The organism is Bacteroidia bacterium, from assembly GCA_025056095.1.
Taxonomy (GTDB): Bacteria; Bacteroidota; Bacteroidia; order JANWVE01; family JANWVE01; genus JANWVE01.
In genome coordinates, this window is record JANWVW010000014.1 from 1 (window position 1) to 15,202 (window position 15,202).

The following is a 15,202-nucleotide window of genomic DNA, read 5'->3' on the forward strand; positions in this document are numbered from 1 at the left end:
AGCGTTAGCGAAGCACCGAAGCGAAGCGTAGTGCGGAATGCCCCGACCCTTGCGTTAGCAAGGGGCACGCCCAAAAAATATAAATCCTTAATAATCAAATATTTTGCTACTTAATACCTCAATTTTGAATTGTTATTTAGCCGTCCAACCGCCCTCCATAGGAATAGATGCCCCTGTAATCGTTTTGGCTTCTTCCGAAGCTAAAAATAAAGCCATCGCAGCAATGGATTCAATAGAAACAAACTCTTTTACAGCATGTTGTTCCAACATGATTTTGCTAATTACTTCTTCTTCGGAAATACCGTGCAACTTGGCTTGATCTTTTATCTGCCCCTCTACCAACGGAGTACGCACATAACCTGGACAAATAGCGTTACAAGTAATGTTATACTCTGCACCTTCTAAGGCAATAGCTTTAGTTAAACCTGTAATGCCATGTTTAGAAGCCACATAAGCAGATTTTCCTTTTGAAGCTACTAATCCATGCGCAGAGGAAATGTTGATAATTCTACCAAAACGCCGAGCTTTCATACCTTTCCAAGCCGCTTTGGTAGTATAAAAAGCAGAACTTAAATTGACCCCAATGATTAAGTCCCAGCGGTCGTTAGGAAAATCTTCAATTGGGCAAACGTATTGAACTCCCGCACAGTTAATGAGTACATCAATATGACCGAAAGTATCCTCTGTGTCTTTGACTAAAGCTGCAATTTCGTCAGGTTTCATCATATTAGCGCCGTTGAATTTGGTCTGTACGCCATACTTTTGGGCTACTTCCTGCGCAATTTCAGGACCATTTTTTTCAAGCCCGTTGAACATAACGTTGTACCCTTTTGCGGCAAATTCTTGGGCTATTCCTAAGCCTATTCCGCTGGTACTGCCTGTGATTAAAACAACTTTTGACATACTAAATTCAAAGGTAAAAACTTTGTTTTATCTTTCAATAATTTTATGCATAAAAAATAACCAGATTGATAGTATCATTATTCTTGCTTATCCTTAAATAGAGAAAATTGAGAATACGCATAGAACATTTAGTTTTTGTCTAACTGCAAGCTACAGATAATGAAATTATGTAGTAAGTCTGTAAAAATTTTTGTATTTTGAAAAAAGTATTATAGATTTGCTGCGCTATGAAAAAGTGTCTCTTGTATCTTTGCTTCATTGCTTTGCCATTCTTGGCAAAAGAAGCCCTTACACAAGTGGGTCAAGGGTTATTTGTGGGTGGCGCACTTGGCGTTGCAACCCAATCAGGAAAATCTAAAACAAAAAACAACTCCAATAACCAAGTAACCGAAACTGAAACTCCAAAGTTCTCCAGCTTTAGTATCATGCCGCGCGTAGGATACTTTGTAACTGACAACATCGGAGTTGGGCTAATGTTGGGATATCAAAGAAACATGGAGCAGACAATTGAGGAATTAACTAACACACCTTCCTTTGGCGTAACTACTACTCGCACTACAACTACACGAGAAGGTATATTTAATGTTGGTCTGTTTGGTAGATATGCCCAACAGCTAGGAGAAGGGGACTTCTACATTTATGGTGATTTGAGCTTGGGTATCGCCAGTGGTTCAAGCAAAATTGAAGTAAAAGATAAACCTTCTAACAGTTCTACGGTTACAACCAAAGAAGAAGACGGACCTAAAATTTCTGTCACAAGTATAGGCATTGCCCCAGGTATACTATACTTCCCTACTAAAAAAATTGGTTTAGAAGCTTCTTTGGGAAATATATTTGGATTTACAGCAACTAAGTCAGTAGACGAATACACCATAAGCAATGTTACCTACACTAGTGAGGTTAGAACTCGTAATCTCTATATTTTTGACATCAGTAGTTTTAGTTTTAATTTCGGACTTAATTACTATCTGAACCGATAGTTCGGAATAACTTTGGATTTTATTGAGGGCGACCTGCTGCGCAGGTCGCCCTTGTATTTGAGTAATAACCGTAGTAATAAGATGTAAAAAATATTTTTTGTATATTAGCAGTGTGTTAGCCAAAAGGATAGGAATATGCTTTTTAGCAAGCTATTTAGATGCATTTTAGGTTTTTTAACTTTGCTCATTCATGCGTTGTATGCCAATACATTTGATATAGATAACAGCGGCTATTATTTGGATACTTCAACAGGAATTAAGATTATATGGCAGAACGTAGAATTCCCAACTAAATGGATGCAACAACCCATAAATGCTTTATACGTTCCCATAGAAGAGAAAGAAAAAGACCGATTTTTACCTATTATCTTGAAAGCAATGCGTAAATACCCTGCTGCAGTTTTACGTAAAAACTTAAAATTCATCTATTTGGCAGGCTGTCTAAGCTTTTATGGAGTTAAATACGGAGGTACAAATAGCAATGACTGTTTGTATTTAGCCAATGAAGGTATTGAAAAAGGCTATACAGAGTTGTATTTAGAACAACTCTTTCATCATGAATTTTCAAGTATTTTGCTTCGTAATTACCCTAAGTATTTTCAAAAGGACGAATGGCTTAGTTACACTGAGTATGAGTTTAAGGAGGGAAGTTCAGGTGTGGAAGCTATTAAAAAAGGTGCTAATAAAACAGAATTTGATGAAGAACTTTGCCAAAAAGGAATTCTTTATCAATATGCTCTATCCAGTTTAGAAAATGATTTTAATGCGTATGCAGAGAACATTTTTTGCCCTAAAAAAGAATTTTGGAAAATTGCAGAGCAATACTTCAATGTTAAACAAAAAGTCTATCTGATAATAGATTTTTACAACAGCATAAGCAGTGAATTTAACATGGATTATTTTCTCAAATTCAAACCTGGTTATTTTGAATAAAATCTTGGATTATTGTGATTACAATACGGTTTTGATATTGTAGCTGTCTTTGTGTGGATGCGTACGCGAAATCATATCGCCAATAAAACCTGTCATAAAAAATTGAATACCCGAGATTAAGAGCAATATAGTAAGAAACAGTAGAGGCATTCTGTTTTTCAGGGGTTCATGGTAGAAGTACTTCATTATAGTGAGATATGCTCCTGAGATAGTGCCTAAAAAAATAAAAATTATACCTATTGTGCCAAAAAAGTGCATGGGCTTTTTCATGTACTTACTTGTAAAAGTGATAGAAAGTAAGTCTAACAAACCATTGATAAATCTGTTCCAGCCAAATTTTGACTTTCCATACAGGCGTGGTCTTAAATTAACTCGCTTTTCTGTAATCTTAGTAAATCCTGCCCATTTAGCAATTACGGGAATATATCTGTGCATCTCACCATAAACCTCAATATTTTTAACTACATCAATGTGATAAGCTTTTAAGCCACAATTAAAATCATGCAAGGGAATTCCTGACATCTGCCGGGTAGCCCAATTGAATAGCTTTGTTGGCACAGACTTACTAATAGGGTCATATTTAGCTCTATTTTTTTTCCAACCACTGACTAAATCATATCCAGAAAGAATCATACTCACTAATTCAGGAATTTCATGCGGGTCATCTTGTAGGTCGGCATCCATAGTAATGACAATGTCTGCTTGTACTTTTTGAAAACCTACATTGAGCGCTGCGCTTTTTCCATAGTTTCTCCTGAATTGAACTCCATGTATTTTAGGATTATTCGCGTGTAGTTGTTCTATCACTTGCCAAGAAGAATCTGTGCTGCCATCATCAATAAACCAAATTTCATAATCATAGTGATTTGCATTCATTACGGTTACAATCTCTTGGGCAAGTTGTGATAAAGAATCTTGTTCATTGAACAAAGGAATAACTACGCCTATCTTTAAAGGTTTGCTCACAGAGCAAAAATACTACATTTGTAACACAAAACAGAATGCGTTTTTTATCTAATATTCTTTTACGTAGTTTTGCAAGCCGATAATATGAAAGTACATACTACGCCCATACCTGGTGTGTGGATTATAGAGCCACAAATTTTTTCAGATGCTCGTGGATATTTTTTTGAGAGTTACCACAAAGAAAAGTTCAAGTCAATAGGCATAGAGATGGAGTTTGTTCAAGATAATGAATCGCTATCTCAAAAGAATACAGTGAGAGGCTTGCACTTTCAAGCACCACCGTATGCGCAAGGTAAATTAGTTCGCGTCGCACGGGGTAGAGTTTATGATGTTTGCGTAGATATTCGTAAAAGCTCTCCCACGTATGGAAAATATTTTGGAATAGAACTCTCGGCAGAAAACCACCTTATGCTCTGGATTCCCGAAGGATTTGCACATGGATTTTCAGTATTAGAAGACAACACTCTGTTTTTATACAAGTGTACGAATATATACAACAAAGCCGCTGAACGTGGAATTTTGTGGAACGACCCTACTTTGAACATAGATTGGAAGGTAGAGAACCCTATCATTTCTGAAAAAGATAAACATCTACCTACTTTTGACACATTTATCAGCCCTTTTGAATGAGCAGACAAGAACTTAAAAGCACGGTTATTTATACCTTCTTATCCTTTTTGCCGGCTACTACGCAGCTCATACTGCTCCCTCTATACATGCAAAAATTAAGCGTAGCCCAATTTGGTATCTTTCAAGGAATGACAATTGTACAAGTTCTGGTAAGCACTTTATTTAGTTTAAGCCTACATGCTAGTGTAGCAAGGTACTATTTCAGTTACAGACACGACCCCACGCGGATAAAAGATTACTTGAGTTCTGTTTTTTGGTTTTTAACTCTGTTGAGTATTGTTGTTTTTGTTTTAGGATTAGCCGTAGGTACATTTTTATTCGACCTTTTTTACAGAAGTGATACCTTAGACTATTATCCATACGGAATTGTAGCCGTTAGTACAGGTTTGCTTAATGTTACTATACCTACTTTTTTGGTTGTGTTCAGAATTATACAACATTTGAAAGCCTTTATTTTTGTGAGTTTAAGTTCTTTTTTAGGTAATTTAGTTAGTCAGATTGTTGTATTAGTTTATTTAGATGGTTCGGTTATCAATTTGATGCTGGGTAAGCTATGGGTAATAACAGGAATATATGCTGTTTTGGCGTATTATGCTGTTACTCGTTATGGAGTATGCCTAAAAAAAAGTTATTTGAAGCCCTCTTTATATTTTTCTATCCCTTTATTGCCTTACAGCTTATTGAGCTGGTTTTATATTTTCAACGATAATACCATTATTCTGCGTTTTTTGGATGAGGAAGCCCTGGGGATATACAATTTTGCTGTTAGCTTATCCGCTGCTGTGGAGTTGTTGGTAGTTTCGGTTAGCCAAGCTGTGCAACCTAAAATATTTGAACTTTTTACTCAAAAGAAAAACCAACAACAAGTAGCAGAGCTTCATTTTAATTACAAAATGATAATGGAAATCAGTATTTTAGCCATAGCAGGGTTGGTATTAGTAGGGCAGAATTTATTTTTAGTAGTTCCCAGAGCGGAGTATCAAAAAGCGGCTTTGTACATTCCTTTATTAGGGATAGGATTTTTATTCAGAGTGTATCAGATTATTTACACGATGCCTTTGTTTTATCAACGCAGGACACAAATTTTTTTCTATTTAACTTTTGCTTCTGTGGTAGTAGGTTTTGTTTTTCATTGGTTTTTAATTTCTTACATAGGACTTTGGGCAGCAATATGGGCAGGTGTATTAGCAAGGGCTGTTCAAGTGCCTGTGATATATTATTCAGCGCAAAAGCATGCTTATTTTAGGTATTCTTTCAAGGACATGTATCTCATGCCGATGCTGTTGATGGGGCTATTAGCTTTTGTGAGTTATACACAAGTGTTTTGGAATGCAAAGTTGTGGTTAGGTTCTACTTTGTTTTTTATTGTAGTATGCTTGTATATGTTGTATTCAAACTGGAACTTAATACGTGCTAAAATTCATTTGTAATAGCATGATTGTTTTTTAAGTTTTAATTTTTTGGGCGTGCCCTTGCCCACACTTCGCTTGCGCTTGTGTGGGCAAGGTCGGCGTGCTACGGGCTACGCTAACGCTTCGGTGCTGCGCTTCGCTGCGCACCGTGCTGACGCACGCCCTTCGCATGCCTCACGCAAGGAATCTCTGAAACCATCGTTTCTCTGTAATTTATGCAAGGCTTTAGCTTGTAAGTAGTTGTACTTCAAGCTCAAATAAGATAAAGACATAACTGCTTATGTCATTTGCGTGAGGGGCATGGAGCATGCCGTTAGGCAGTGCGTTAGCACCGAAGCGAAGCGCAGTGCGGAATGCCCCGACCCTTGCGCAGCAAGGGGCACGCCCAAAAAACTTCAATCATTGTTAGACCTACTATAACTCATTTTTTGAAAAACTTATCAGACATTGTAACTTTACCTGCGTATGCGCACCTTTTTTACTTGGATAAGCTTGTGGCTCTGCGGAATTTGGTTCATTATATCAGGCTTTGTAAAAGTAGTAGATCCTGTAGCTTTTAGCCGCAAATTAGATGAGTATTTTCATAAAGTGTTTCATTTGCCGTTTTTAGAAGCCTATTCTGTTGGATTGGCTATGTTTATCTCGGTTTTAGAGGTTGCTCTAGGTGCAGCTATGTTAGTAGGCTTTAGGATGAGAATAACAGCTTGGGTTACTTTGCTGCTTATGCTCTACTTTACATTTTTAACAGGATATTCAGCAATTACGGGAGCGGTTAAAAATTGCGGATGCTTTGGCGAAGCAATCAAGTTTACACCTAAACAATCTTTTGTCAAAGACCTAATTCTAATGATTTTTGTAGGATGGATATTCAAGCAACGTAAAGAAATTTTGCCATACCTCAAAAATGAAGTATGGGTCAATTTTACCGTAGTGATATTCACAGTAGTAAGTGGTTGGATAACTATCTATTCATACAGAAACCTGCCTTTGATTGAATTTCATGAATATAAAAACGGAAATCCCTTTCCTGTAACAGGTATAGAAAAAGATTTGTCCAAAGGAAATTATTTGATTATCATTTTAGATGTTAAAAAGCCCATTCCACAGTGGAATAGCTTAGAGAAATTAGCTTTGTATGAAAAAGCAAACTACACAGTAATAGGTCTATCAGGTGAAGTAAAAGCCGAAATCAATTTTTTTAATGATGTAAAAAAACCGCATTTTCCTATATATAGCACAGATAAAGATTTGCTCAAAACTATGATACGTTCATTTCCCAGCTGTGTGCTAATCAAAGACAATGTAATTCTAAGAAAATGGGGTGCTTTTCACATTCCCACTCCTGAGCAAGTTAATAAGTTGCTAGAAGTAGGCTAATTATTTTTTGACCCATGTCTTTTATTTAATTTGTTCAGATTTATTTATTTTTGCAATATCTTGTTATCAGAAGCAGAAATCATAGAGCGGCTAAAAAACAAAGATACTAGCGTGGTACAGTATCTATACGACCATTATAGTGCTGTACTTTATGGTATAGTTCTTCACATTGTAAAGAACGAAACATTAGCTGAAGATGTACTGCAAGAGGTTTTCTTGAAAATTTGGCACAATGCTGATTCTTATGACCCTAGAAAAGGCAAACTGTACACATGGATGCTTAATGTTGCTCGCAATTCAGCTATTGATATTACACGTGGAAAAAATTTCAAAAAAAATCAAAAAAACCAAAGCTTTGAAAGTAACGTAGAATATTTAGAAAGTAAAAACACTACCGCTATACCTATTGAACAAATAGGAGTAAAAGAGTTAGTCCATCAGTTAGAGGATTCGTATAAAATGATTATCGAAAAAGTATACTTTGAGGGGTACACGTTAGCAGACGCTGCCAAAGAATTAGGTATTCCATTAGGAACCTTAAAAACAAGATTAAACGCGGCATTACAACTTTTAAGGAAGAAGGTATGAAAACAGTGCAAGAAATTATAGATAGTGGAGTTTTAGAGGAATATGTGCTGGGCTTGCTCTCCGAAGCAGAAAGTCGGGAAGTAGAGCAGTATATGCTACAATATCCTGAAATTCAAAATATTGTTTTTGAACTTCAAGAAAGCCTTTTTCAATACAGCTTGCAATATCAAAAAACTCCTAATCCTGCGCTAAAAGAGAAAATCTTATCAAAAATTTATCAAATAGAAGATAAAAATTCTGAACCAAAAAGAATTGTCTTGCCACTATTGTATGTATTGAGTTTAATAGCTGGCGTTTTTGCTATTACTTTCGCTATTCTATGGCAAAATGAAGTAAAAAACAGTAAAAATTTACACAAACAAGTAGCTCAATTGAGAGATGAACACCGTAACTGTGAAAGTAAGTATAAAGACCTCAAAAAAAACTACGAAAGCTTGATTACAAGCGATAAAGGCTACCGTGCCGTAGCAAAATTATGTAATTCTAAAACTAATCTTTGTTTGGCTACTATTTATTGGGATTATGCTAGCAAGCAAGCTTACTACCGAATTGAAGCATTCCCTGCTTTACCTGACAATAAAGTGTATCGTTTATGGTACATAGCCAATAAAAAACCTATTGACGCAGGTATTCTCAAAAATACTCAAAAAGACAGTGGTTTAAAATCTATTGAACTTATGCATCGCGATGTGGAAGCTTTTGCAGTAACCCTTGAAGAAAAAGCAGGAGAATACAGAGCTAGTCCCCCTAGACCCGAGGAAATCTTTATTTACACGCCTATTACACAGGAAAACAAAAAATAAGAGCAGTGTTTTAGGTAGTCTTCTGGATATATCGTTTGTCCTTTACCTTATAGTTACGTAGAGTTGTATGTTAAAAAAGTTTTAGTGGGTTGAGAATGAGCTTCCACAGCCGCAAGTGGTTTTCGCGTTAGGGTTATTAAAAGTGAAACCTCTTGCGTTCAAGCCATCTTGAAAATCTATTTCTACTCCTACAAGGTAAAGCAAATGGCGTTTGTCTACGATAACTAATAATCCCCCTACTTCATATTGGTGATCATGCTCACGAGGTTTGTCAAAACCTAATTGATAAGATAGCCCAGCACATCCCCCACCTTGCACTCCTACCCGTAATCCATAGCCTTCGGGTACATTTTTTTGAGCAATGATATTTTTTATCTCTTTCAATGCATTATCTGTAATTTTGATAGGCGAAGTTATAGTTTTTTCTACTACTGGATTTTCCATAGCAAGTTGATAACGTTAAAATAACACACAAAGTTACAAAAAAGTTAGAATCTTTTCAATTACTACAAAATTGTTTTCAAATTACTTTTTGCTTAGTTCAATAAGGGCGGATACTAGTTTGTCTAGTTCTTCTGTGGTAGTGAATACGTTAGGGGTAATTCGCACTCCTTGCACTTCGGGATGATCTATGGCTACAGTCCATATTTTGTATTTTTGAAGTAGAATTTTGGCTAAGTCAGCAGGTTTAATGTGTTTTATACCTACGTTCGCAATGCCGCATGCTCTATGACTTTGAGAAGGGGTATTAAGAAGAATGTTGGGTATCTCTCTTACTTTTGAGGTCCAGTACTCTTGGATATAACGTAATCGATTTTCTTTTCGTTTTGCTCCTATTTTTTGGTAAAACTGTATGCTGGCAGGGATAGTCAAAACCGTGTGTGCAGGATGTGTGCCGATATGGTTAAGTTTGCGGATATCATCATCAGGGTAAGCCGTTTCACCAAATAAACACCAAATTTCTTTTATCTTATCTTTGCGTAAATATAACATACCTGCTCCCAAAGGAACGCTTAGCCATTTATGCAAACTAGAAGCATACGCATCACAATTGAGGTCGGAAATTTTGAAATCAAAATGAGCTACGGCATGCGCACCATCTACAATAGTAAAAATTCCTCTTTCCCTTGCCATATCACAAATTTTTTTGACAGGTAAAATATGTCCTGTGATGTTGATGATATGGCTAACTAATATCATACGAGTTTTCGGAGTAATGGCTTTTTCATACAGGTTTACTATTTCTTCGTCATTTTTAGGGTCATTGGGAATTGAAATTATTTTATTCACAATTCCATATCTACGTGCTTGAACCTTGAACATGTCTATCATTGCAGGATACTCTTGTGTGTTAAAAACCACTTCATCCCCAGGTTTCCAATCTATTCCTGCAATAACAGTGTCAATAGATTCTGTGGTATTACGGGTAATAATTAGCTCTTCATAAGAGCAGCCTACTAACTGTGCTAGTTGTTTGCGAACTTCAATATTATCATCAAATAGGCGCGTGCGCATGTAATACGTACCTTCGAGATTTAGTTTATGTATCTCTTCAAAATAAGCTTTAAGAATGGGTTTGGGAATGATATTATACCAGCCATTTTCAAGGTTAATGTAATCTGGTTTGAGTTCATATAGGCTGCGAATGTGTTTCCAAAACTTTTCTTCATCATTGGATAGACGAGATAGAGTTTGATACTCTTGATTAGTGTCAAACGCTGCTAAATCCTGCCAAAAGGCAGTAGTAAGTCCCATGCTGGTGATAATTTGTAAAAATTCTCTCTTATTCATGGCAAGTTTATAGCTTTATTCGCATACGATAATGAGGTCCTATGTTTGGAATATCAAATTCTTCGGAAAATATTTCAAAGTTCATTTTTTCGTAGAAGTACATAGCAGAGGTACGAGCATTGCACCATAAGTAAGCTACATTTTTAGATTTCAAAAGGGCTATGGCGTGTTGAATAAGTTTTTTACCTATTCCTTTATTTTGATAATTCTTGGCTACTGCCATACCTCTCAAGCGGTATGCATTCACGTTAGGCAGGTCGGGCATGCTCTCAACATGAAAAGATGCGATACCTACCAACTCATTTCCTTCAAAATATCCTAGATGAAAGCTACCAGGTAGAGCATCTTCGGGATTAGCGCACTGTTCAGGGGGAACTTTACCCCATCGGAGAATTTCTGAACGCAGGGGATAAGTTTGCTCGGCTGAAATTTCTCGTATCATACTAATTGAAATTTGGCAATTCAATTTCATTAAGATTAAGTTCACTTATGTCATTGATGCGGTTAGCTAAATTTTGTAGAAAGCCATCTTGTAAGTTGCCTATTCGCAGCGCTTCAGCGTAAGGAATGGTAGTGTGAGTAACTAAATTGTATTGTGGAGTAAATTTTTCCCCAAAATGTTCGTATAGTTTTTGTTCAATTTGTTTGCGAAGTAAGAATTTTTTATCTGCTACTTTGGACTGCATTTCTACGAAATTTTGAAGGGCTAGCTGACAAATAGCATCGGCATTAGGTTTTCGTAAATGGTAGTATTCCTGAAAAATTTTATCCCATTGATTAGGATATTTATCTATAATAGATTGCAGGATAAAGCAGTCTTCAAAAGAAGCATTGGCACCTTGTCCATAAAAAGGTACAATAGCATGGCAAGCGTCCCCAATTAAAACAATTTTATCCTTGTAGTACCATGGCGCGCACTGAATATAGACCAACGTAGATACAGGATTTTGGCGATATTCAGCAACTAAATTAGGCATAAGTGCTTTTGCGTCAGGAAAGTTAGTTTCAAAAAAAGTTTCAATCTGCGTATCCGTGCTAATACTGTCAAAGCTGATTTGACCTTCGAAAGGTAGGAATAGCGTACAAGTGAATGAGCCATCTGTATTAGGTAAAGCAATCAACATGTAATCGTGTCTTGGCCATATATGAAGGGCGTTTTTTTCTATCAAAAAAGTGCCGTTCGGTCCTGGAGGAATAGTTAATTCTTTGTAGCCCCAATCTAAAAAGGTTTGTGAATAGTTAAAACGCTCTACTTTGAAAGTATTTTGCCGAACCGCAGAAAAAGCACCATCTGCACCAATAACTACTTGTGCTTCTAAGCTAGTTTCTTCTTTTGTAAGCTCGTTCCAAAAGTGGAGTTTTACATGCGTTTCGAATTTTTCAAGGTTAATACAGCGATGATTAAAAAAAATTCTTACGCCGTTTTGCTCGGCGGCATTCATCAAAGCAATGTTTAGCGCTGATCGAGAAACTGAATAAATCACTTCATGTTCATGAATACCATACGGTTGAAATGTAGTATTCTTTTGAGCATCGTGTATCATGCGCCCTCGCATAGGAATAGCAATTTTGAGTATATCCTGCCAAAGATTAACCTGTTCAAGCGCGTGTATACCTCGTTTGGAAATAGCCAAGTTAATAGACTTGCCGCGTTCCCAATTATGTATGCGCATGTCAGGGCGGCGTTCATAAACGACCACCTCATAGCCTTTTTTAGCTAAGTAAATAGCCATTAAAGAACCTGCTAAACCCGCGCCAACTATGGTAATCATTGCAGTAAAGATACAAAAAGTCAAATAGGCAGCCAATTTTTTTGTAAATTTTATTAGCTTTGTAAAAATTATGCGAGTGCTGGCAATTGACTACGGATTGAAGCGAACAGGATTAGCCATTTCAGATGTTCTGAAAATAACAGTTACAGGATTGCCTACTATACCTTCGCAAGAAATATGGCGCACACTTTCCGATTTATTGCAAACCTATCCTATTGAAACGATTGTAATAGGATTACCTAAAACTCTACAAAATACTGATACAGATATGACCAAGCCCGTACAGGAGCTTTATGAAAAAATCAAACAAAAATATCCTAACCAAAAGGTAATTCTTTGGGATGAGCGTTTGACTTCTGTATTAGCACAAAAAACCCTGCGTGCAGCAGGGCTGTCCAAAAAGAAAAGGCAGGACAAAAAAGTTATTGACCAAATGAGTGCTACATTGATATTGCAAAGCTACTTGCAGAGTCTATAAAACTAAGTCTATCTTTTCTTTCTGAATAAGTAACGAGTAAGGTAAATTCCTTGCTTACCTCCATCGGTGGGGCTTTGTACTCCTGCGGTTACGTGTTGTAGTTCCCAACCCTTACCACACATCTCATTGATTTTTTCAACAATTTTTTTGTTATTAGAAGTGATGTTACCAAAATTAATACCTACCAAGCTGTAAAGGTTTTCCATCTCTGTTTCGGTAGTGTTACCTTTTTCATCTGTTATGAGCATTTTAGAGCGTCCCAAGCCCCCAGGAATGATAGACTCAACTGTGGTTACTTGCATGTACACATCTCCGCCTGCTTCGTTTTTAGGTTTGAAGCTGAAGAAGATAACAGCGGATGCTACCAACAGAAACGCTGTAAGCCCAGCAAAAAGATAGTTTTTCATAGTACGCAAATGTTTGATTACATTGCAAATATATCACTAATATGTGAAACTTACATAAAATATCCATTAAAAAACTGTGTTTCACACAAACTTAAAATTTTGATTCTGATTAAAATTCTAAAATAGTTTGATTTTTTGGGCGTGCCCCTTGCTGACGCAAGGGTCGGGGCATTCCGCACGTAGCCCGTAGCACGCCGACCTTGTGGGCATGAGCGCAAGCGAAACGCCCACAAGGGCACGCCCAAACAAATAAAATTTAAACCTTTTACTCAATTATTCTCACAAACTTACAGCAGTGTACAGTCAGTATCTCAAATTTTCACTCTATCAATATCGGTATAGATTGAAGTTTATTGTCGTTTTGCAAAGTAAGTAGATACATGCCCTTAGCCATTTGACCTAGTTCAATCTCATTTAATCCTTGTTTGGCTACAAAAGACATTACTCTTCTGCCGTAACTATCATACAAAGTAGCTTGGGCAAGATGATCAATTTGGAGATAAAGCTTTTCTTGCACAGGGTTAGGATAAATTTTGACTTCAAACACAGGTTCGTTTTGTAGCCCCGTAGCCATATTTATCGTAACATTGATAGAGTTGCTTTTAGTGCAAGCCCCCAGAGTAACAGTTACACTTACCGTTCCTGTACCTGCACTTCCCCATTGAACCATGATGCTATTTGTACCTGCACCTGAAATAATAGTTCCCCCTGTAACATTCCAATTATAGCTTGCCCCTGTGGTACTAGGCACGCTATATGAGTAAATTAGATTTTCCACAACTGTGGTAGGACCTGTAATAGTAGCACTTGGCGAAGGATTAACTGTAACTATGACATAATTTCTAAAACTTGTCTTTCCTCCTGAAACCACTTCTGCAAAGTAAGTTGTTGTTGAAGAAGGGGTTACAGTTAATGTGCTACCTGTGCCAATAGGAAATCCACCGCTGCCCGAAGTGTACCAATAAATAGTACCAGCACCCGTAGCTTGTAAAGTAACAGGGTTACCTGCACAAATGGTGGTATCCTTAGTAATTATAGTAGGCGCTGGTGGGGCATCCCATTTGAACATACCTCCTGTAAAAGCGTCTATGTTAAAACTACCTGAAAAACCTGTATTTGAGTTGATAAAGCTGGTATGTGCATGCTGTACGTTATCTATATTATTCCAGGTAGCACCATCATCACAAGTGTAGGCACTGCCAGGCATAGTGCCAAAAATAGAACCAATTACATAAGTTCCACGCGTGCCGGGTACATAAGCAATAGTAGTTTTTGCATCTAATCCACCTGTAATACCTGTGCTAAGCATAGTCCAAGTGTTGCCGCCATCCGTAGTTTTGATAATACCTGCGTTACTGCTGCCTACCAAGCCAATAGCTAATCCGTTTAAGCTGTCTTTGAAAGCTAATCCCACAATATACACATTGCTTGCAAAAGGTGTGTTATGTACCGTCCAATTCAGTCCTTTGTTGTTAGATTTATATATTCTGCCTTGTGTAGTGCCGAACCATATTTTATTTCCGACTACGGCATAAGAGTTAGTTAAGCCGTACTCACTTGCAGTCAAAGGGGGAGGTATATTTGAAGAGGGGACTCTTACCCAGTTTGTGCCACCATTGGTTGTAGTGTAAATTTCATAGTAGCCCCCGTTTGGATCGCCCATGCAGAAGCCTTCGTTTGCATTAAAGAAGTGAATCACATTACCAAAACCCGCAGGTGGACTAAAAGTAGCCGTAGGTTGTACAAACCAATTAGCCCCGCCATCGTTGGTTCGGATAACTTTTCCTCCTCCTGTGCTACCGTTGTACATAATTACCCAAGCAGTGTCTTTGTTTAGCGCGAAAAGTTGCGCTGTGCTGTATCCTGATATACCTGGGGCATTGTAAACGCCAGGTGTCCAAGTAGCTCCTCCATTTAGAGTGCGCGTAAACTCATGCACAATAGCACTTGAACCCGAACCATCATAAGCACTTGCCCATACTACATTCGGATTAACGATAGATACATTTGTAATTCCTCTGCTAGGGGTTGTAAAACCTGTAGCTTGAGTTTGCCAGCTCTGTGCATGAGCTACTCCAAACATGCAAAGTAGAGCAAGTATGTATGGATAATTCTTCATGGTATTTGCCAATAATAGACAAAGTTAAGCAATTGAATTGATA

General features: G+C 37.3%; 18 protein-coding genes. 9 read left to right on the forward strand and 9 right to left on the reverse strand.

From position 1 onward, the window contains the following. Positions 1-132: 132 nt before the first annotated feature. A complete protein-coding gene (locus NZ519_02080) occupies positions 133-903 on the reverse strand; it encodes a 3-hydroxybutyrate dehydrogenase (GenBank protein MCS7027528.1) in 771 nt (256 codons plus the stop codon). Positions 904-1,130: 227 nt separating this feature from the next. On the opposite strand from NZ519_02080, the gene NZ519_02085 reads away from it, so the two are divergent. Then, positions 1,131-1,883 carry a hypothetical protein gene (locus NZ519_02085; GenBank protein ID MCS7027529.1) on the forward strand — a complete coding sequence of 251 codons (753 nt, stop codon included), beginning with the start codon at positions 1,131-1,133 and terminating at the stop codon, positions 1,881-1,883. A gap of 180 nt (positions 1,884-2,063) precedes the next feature. Next, on the forward strand, positions 2,064-2,816 hold the full coding sequence (locus NZ519_02090; GenBank protein MCS7027530.1) for a hypothetical protein: 753 nt from the start codon (positions 2,064-2,066) through the stop codon (positions 2,814-2,816). Positions 2,817-2,834: 18 nt separating this feature from the next. Here the strand turns inward: NZ519_02090 and NZ519_02095 are convergent, their stop codons facing one another. Beyond that, positions 2,835-3,782, reverse strand: a complete 948-nt coding sequence (locus NZ519_02095; protein MCS7027531.1) for a glycosyltransferase family 2 protein — start codon at positions 3,780-3,782, stop codon at positions 2,835-2,837. Positions 3,783-3,866: 84 nt separating this feature from the next. Here NZ519_02095 and rfbC point away from each other — a divergent pair, with 84 nt between their 5' ends. The 6 genes from rfbC to NZ519_02125 all read left to right on the forward strand — a co-directional run bounded on the left by rfbC (position 3,867) and on the right by NZ519_02125 (position 8,592). Beyond that, positions 3,867-4,412 carry a dTDP-4-dehydrorhamnose 3,5-epimerase gene (gene rfbC / locus NZ519_02100; GenBank protein ID MCS7027532.1) on the forward strand — a complete coding sequence of 182 codons (546 nt, stop codon included), beginning with the start codon at positions 3,867-3,869 and terminating at the stop codon, positions 4,410-4,412. Continuing rightward, entirely contained in the window at positions 4,409-5,842 is a 1,434-nt protein-coding gene (locus NZ519_02105; protein ID MCS7027533.1) for an oligosaccharide flippase family protein, read from the forward strand. The genes rfbC and NZ519_02105 overlap by 4 nt, the downstream gene beginning before the upstream one ends. Positions 5,843-5,872: 30 nt before the next feature. Further along, positions 5,873-6,064, forward strand: a complete 192-nt coding sequence (locus NZ519_02110) for a hypothetical protein (protein MCS7027534.1) — start codon at positions 5,873-5,875, stop codon at positions 6,062-6,064. A 225-nt stretch (positions 6,065-6,289) separates the two neighbouring features. Then, positions 6,290-7,201 (forward strand): DoxX family protein, encoded by a 912-nt coding sequence (locus NZ519_02115; GenBank protein MCS7027535.1) that lies wholly within the window; start codon positions 6,290-6,292, stop codon positions 7,199-7,201. Between the two features lie 60 nt (positions 7,202-7,261). Next, complete coding sequence (locus NZ519_02120; GenBank protein MCS7027536.1) at positions 7,262-7,789, forward strand: sigma-70 family RNA polymerase sigma factor; 528 nt, start codon at positions 7,262-7,264, stop codon at positions 7,787-7,789. After that, positions 7,786-8,592 carry an anti-sigma factor gene (locus NZ519_02125; protein ID MCS7027537.1) on the forward strand — a complete coding sequence of 269 codons (807 nt, stop codon included), beginning with the start codon at positions 7,786-7,788 and terminating at the stop codon, positions 8,590-8,592. The genes NZ519_02120 and NZ519_02125 overlap by 4 nt, the downstream gene beginning before the upstream one ends. An 81-nt stretch (positions 8,593-8,673) precedes the next feature. On the opposite strand, the gene NZ519_02130 is transcribed toward NZ519_02125, so the two are convergent. From NZ519_02130 to NZ519_02145, 4 genes are all read right to left on the reverse strand, one after another. After that, positions 8,674-9,036 carry an iron-sulfur cluster assembly accessory protein gene (locus NZ519_02130; GenBank protein MCS7027538.1) on the reverse strand — a complete coding sequence of 121 codons (363 nt, stop codon included), beginning with the start codon at positions 9,034-9,036 and terminating at the stop codon, positions 8,674-8,676. An 81-nt stretch (positions 9,037-9,117) separates the two neighbouring features. Next, on the reverse strand, positions 9,118-10,383 hold the full coding sequence (locus NZ519_02135) for an aminotransferase class V-fold PLP-dependent enzyme (protein ID MCS7027539.1): 1,266 nt from the start codon (positions 10,381-10,383) through the stop codon (positions 9,118-9,120). Between the two features lie 7 nt (positions 10,384-10,390). Next, positions 10,391-10,825 (reverse strand): GNAT family N-acetyltransferase, encoded by a 435-nt coding sequence (locus NZ519_02140; GenBank protein ID MCS7027540.1) that lies wholly within the window; start codon positions 10,823-10,825, stop codon positions 10,391-10,393. Position 10,826: 1 nt separating this feature from the next. Next, the gene (locus NZ519_02145; protein MCS7027541.1) at positions 10,827-12,155 is read right to left on the reverse strand and encodes an FAD-dependent monooxygenase; all 1,329 of its coding nucleotides are present in this window, start codon (positions 12,153-12,155) and stop codon (positions 10,827-10,829) included. Positions 12,156-12,225: 70 nt separating this feature from the next. Between NZ519_02145 and ruvX the strand changes: the two genes are divergently transcribed. After that, complete coding sequence (gene ruvX / locus NZ519_02150; GenBank protein ID MCS7027542.1) at positions 12,226-12,633, forward strand: Holliday junction resolvase RuvX; 408 nt, start codon at positions 12,226-12,228, stop codon at positions 12,631-12,633. 8 nt (positions 12,634-12,641) lie between these two features. Here ruvX and NZ519_02155 read toward each other — a convergent pair whose 3' ends face one another. The 3 genes from NZ519_02155 to NZ519_02165 form a co-directional block, all read right to left on the reverse strand. Further along, positions 12,642-13,040 (reverse strand): hypothetical protein, encoded by a 399-nt coding sequence (locus NZ519_02155; GenBank protein MCS7027543.1) that lies wholly within the window; start codon positions 13,038-13,040, stop codon positions 12,642-12,644. A gap of 50 nt (positions 13,041-13,090) precedes the next feature. Further along, complete coding sequence (locus NZ519_02160; protein MCS7027544.1) at positions 13,091-13,285, reverse strand: hypothetical protein; 195 nt, start codon at positions 13,283-13,285, stop codon at positions 13,091-13,093. Positions 13,286-13,359: 74 nt separating this feature from the next. Further along, on the reverse strand, positions 13,360-15,159 hold the full coding sequence (locus tag NZ519_02165) for a YCF48-related protein (GenBank protein MCS7027545.1): 1,800 nt from the start codon (positions 15,157-15,159) through the stop codon (positions 13,360-13,362). Positions 15,160-15,202 lie beyond the last annotated feature (43 nt).

Coding starts and splice junctions, on each gene's coding strand:
- NZ519_02080 (MCS7027528.1), bottom strand. CDS start 903: ATGTCAAAAGTTGTTTTAATCACAGGCAGTACCAGCGGAATAGGCTTA.
- NZ519_02085 (MCS7027529.1), top strand. CDS start 1,131: ATGAAAAAGTGTCTCTTGTATCTTTGCTTCATTGCTTTGCCATTCTTG.
- rfbC (MCS7027532.1), top strand. CDS start 3,867: ATGAAAGTACATACTACGCCCATACCTGGTGTGTGGATTATAGAGCCA.
- NZ519_02105 (MCS7027533.1), top strand. CDS start 4,409: ATGAGCAGACAAGAACTTAAAAGCACGGTTATTTATACCTTCTTATCC.
- NZ519_02115 (MCS7027535.1), top strand. CDS start 6,290: ATGCGCACCTTTTTTACTTGGATAAGCTTGTGGCTCTGCGGAATTTGG.
- NZ519_02125 (MCS7027537.1), top strand. CDS start 7,786: ATGAAAACAGTGCAAGAAATTATAGATAGTGGAGTTTTAGAGGAATAT.
- NZ519_02130 (MCS7027538.1), bottom strand. CDS start 9,036: ATGGAAAATCCAGTAGTAGAAAAAACTATAACTTCGCCTATCAAAATT.
- NZ519_02135 (MCS7027539.1), bottom strand. CDS start 10,383: ATGAATAAGAGAGAATTTTTACAAATTATCACCAGCATGGGACTTACT.
- NZ519_02140 (MCS7027540.1), bottom strand. CDS start 10,825: ATGATACGAGAAATTTCAGCCGAGCAAACTTATCCCCTGCGTTCAGAA.
- NZ519_02145 (MCS7027541.1), bottom strand. CDS start 12,155: ATGATTACCATAGTTGGCGCGGGTTTAGCAGGTTCTTTAATGGCTATT.
- ruvX (MCS7027542.1), top strand. CDS start 12,226: ATGCGAGTGCTGGCAATTGACTACGGATTGAAGCGAACAGGATTAGCC.
- NZ519_02155 (MCS7027543.1), bottom strand. CDS start 13,040: ATGAAAAACTATCTTTTTGCTGGGCTTACAGCGTTTCTGTTGGTAGCA.
- NZ519_02165 (MCS7027545.1), bottom strand. CDS start 15,159: ATGAAGAATTATCCATACATACTTGCTCTACTTTGCATGTTTGGAGTA.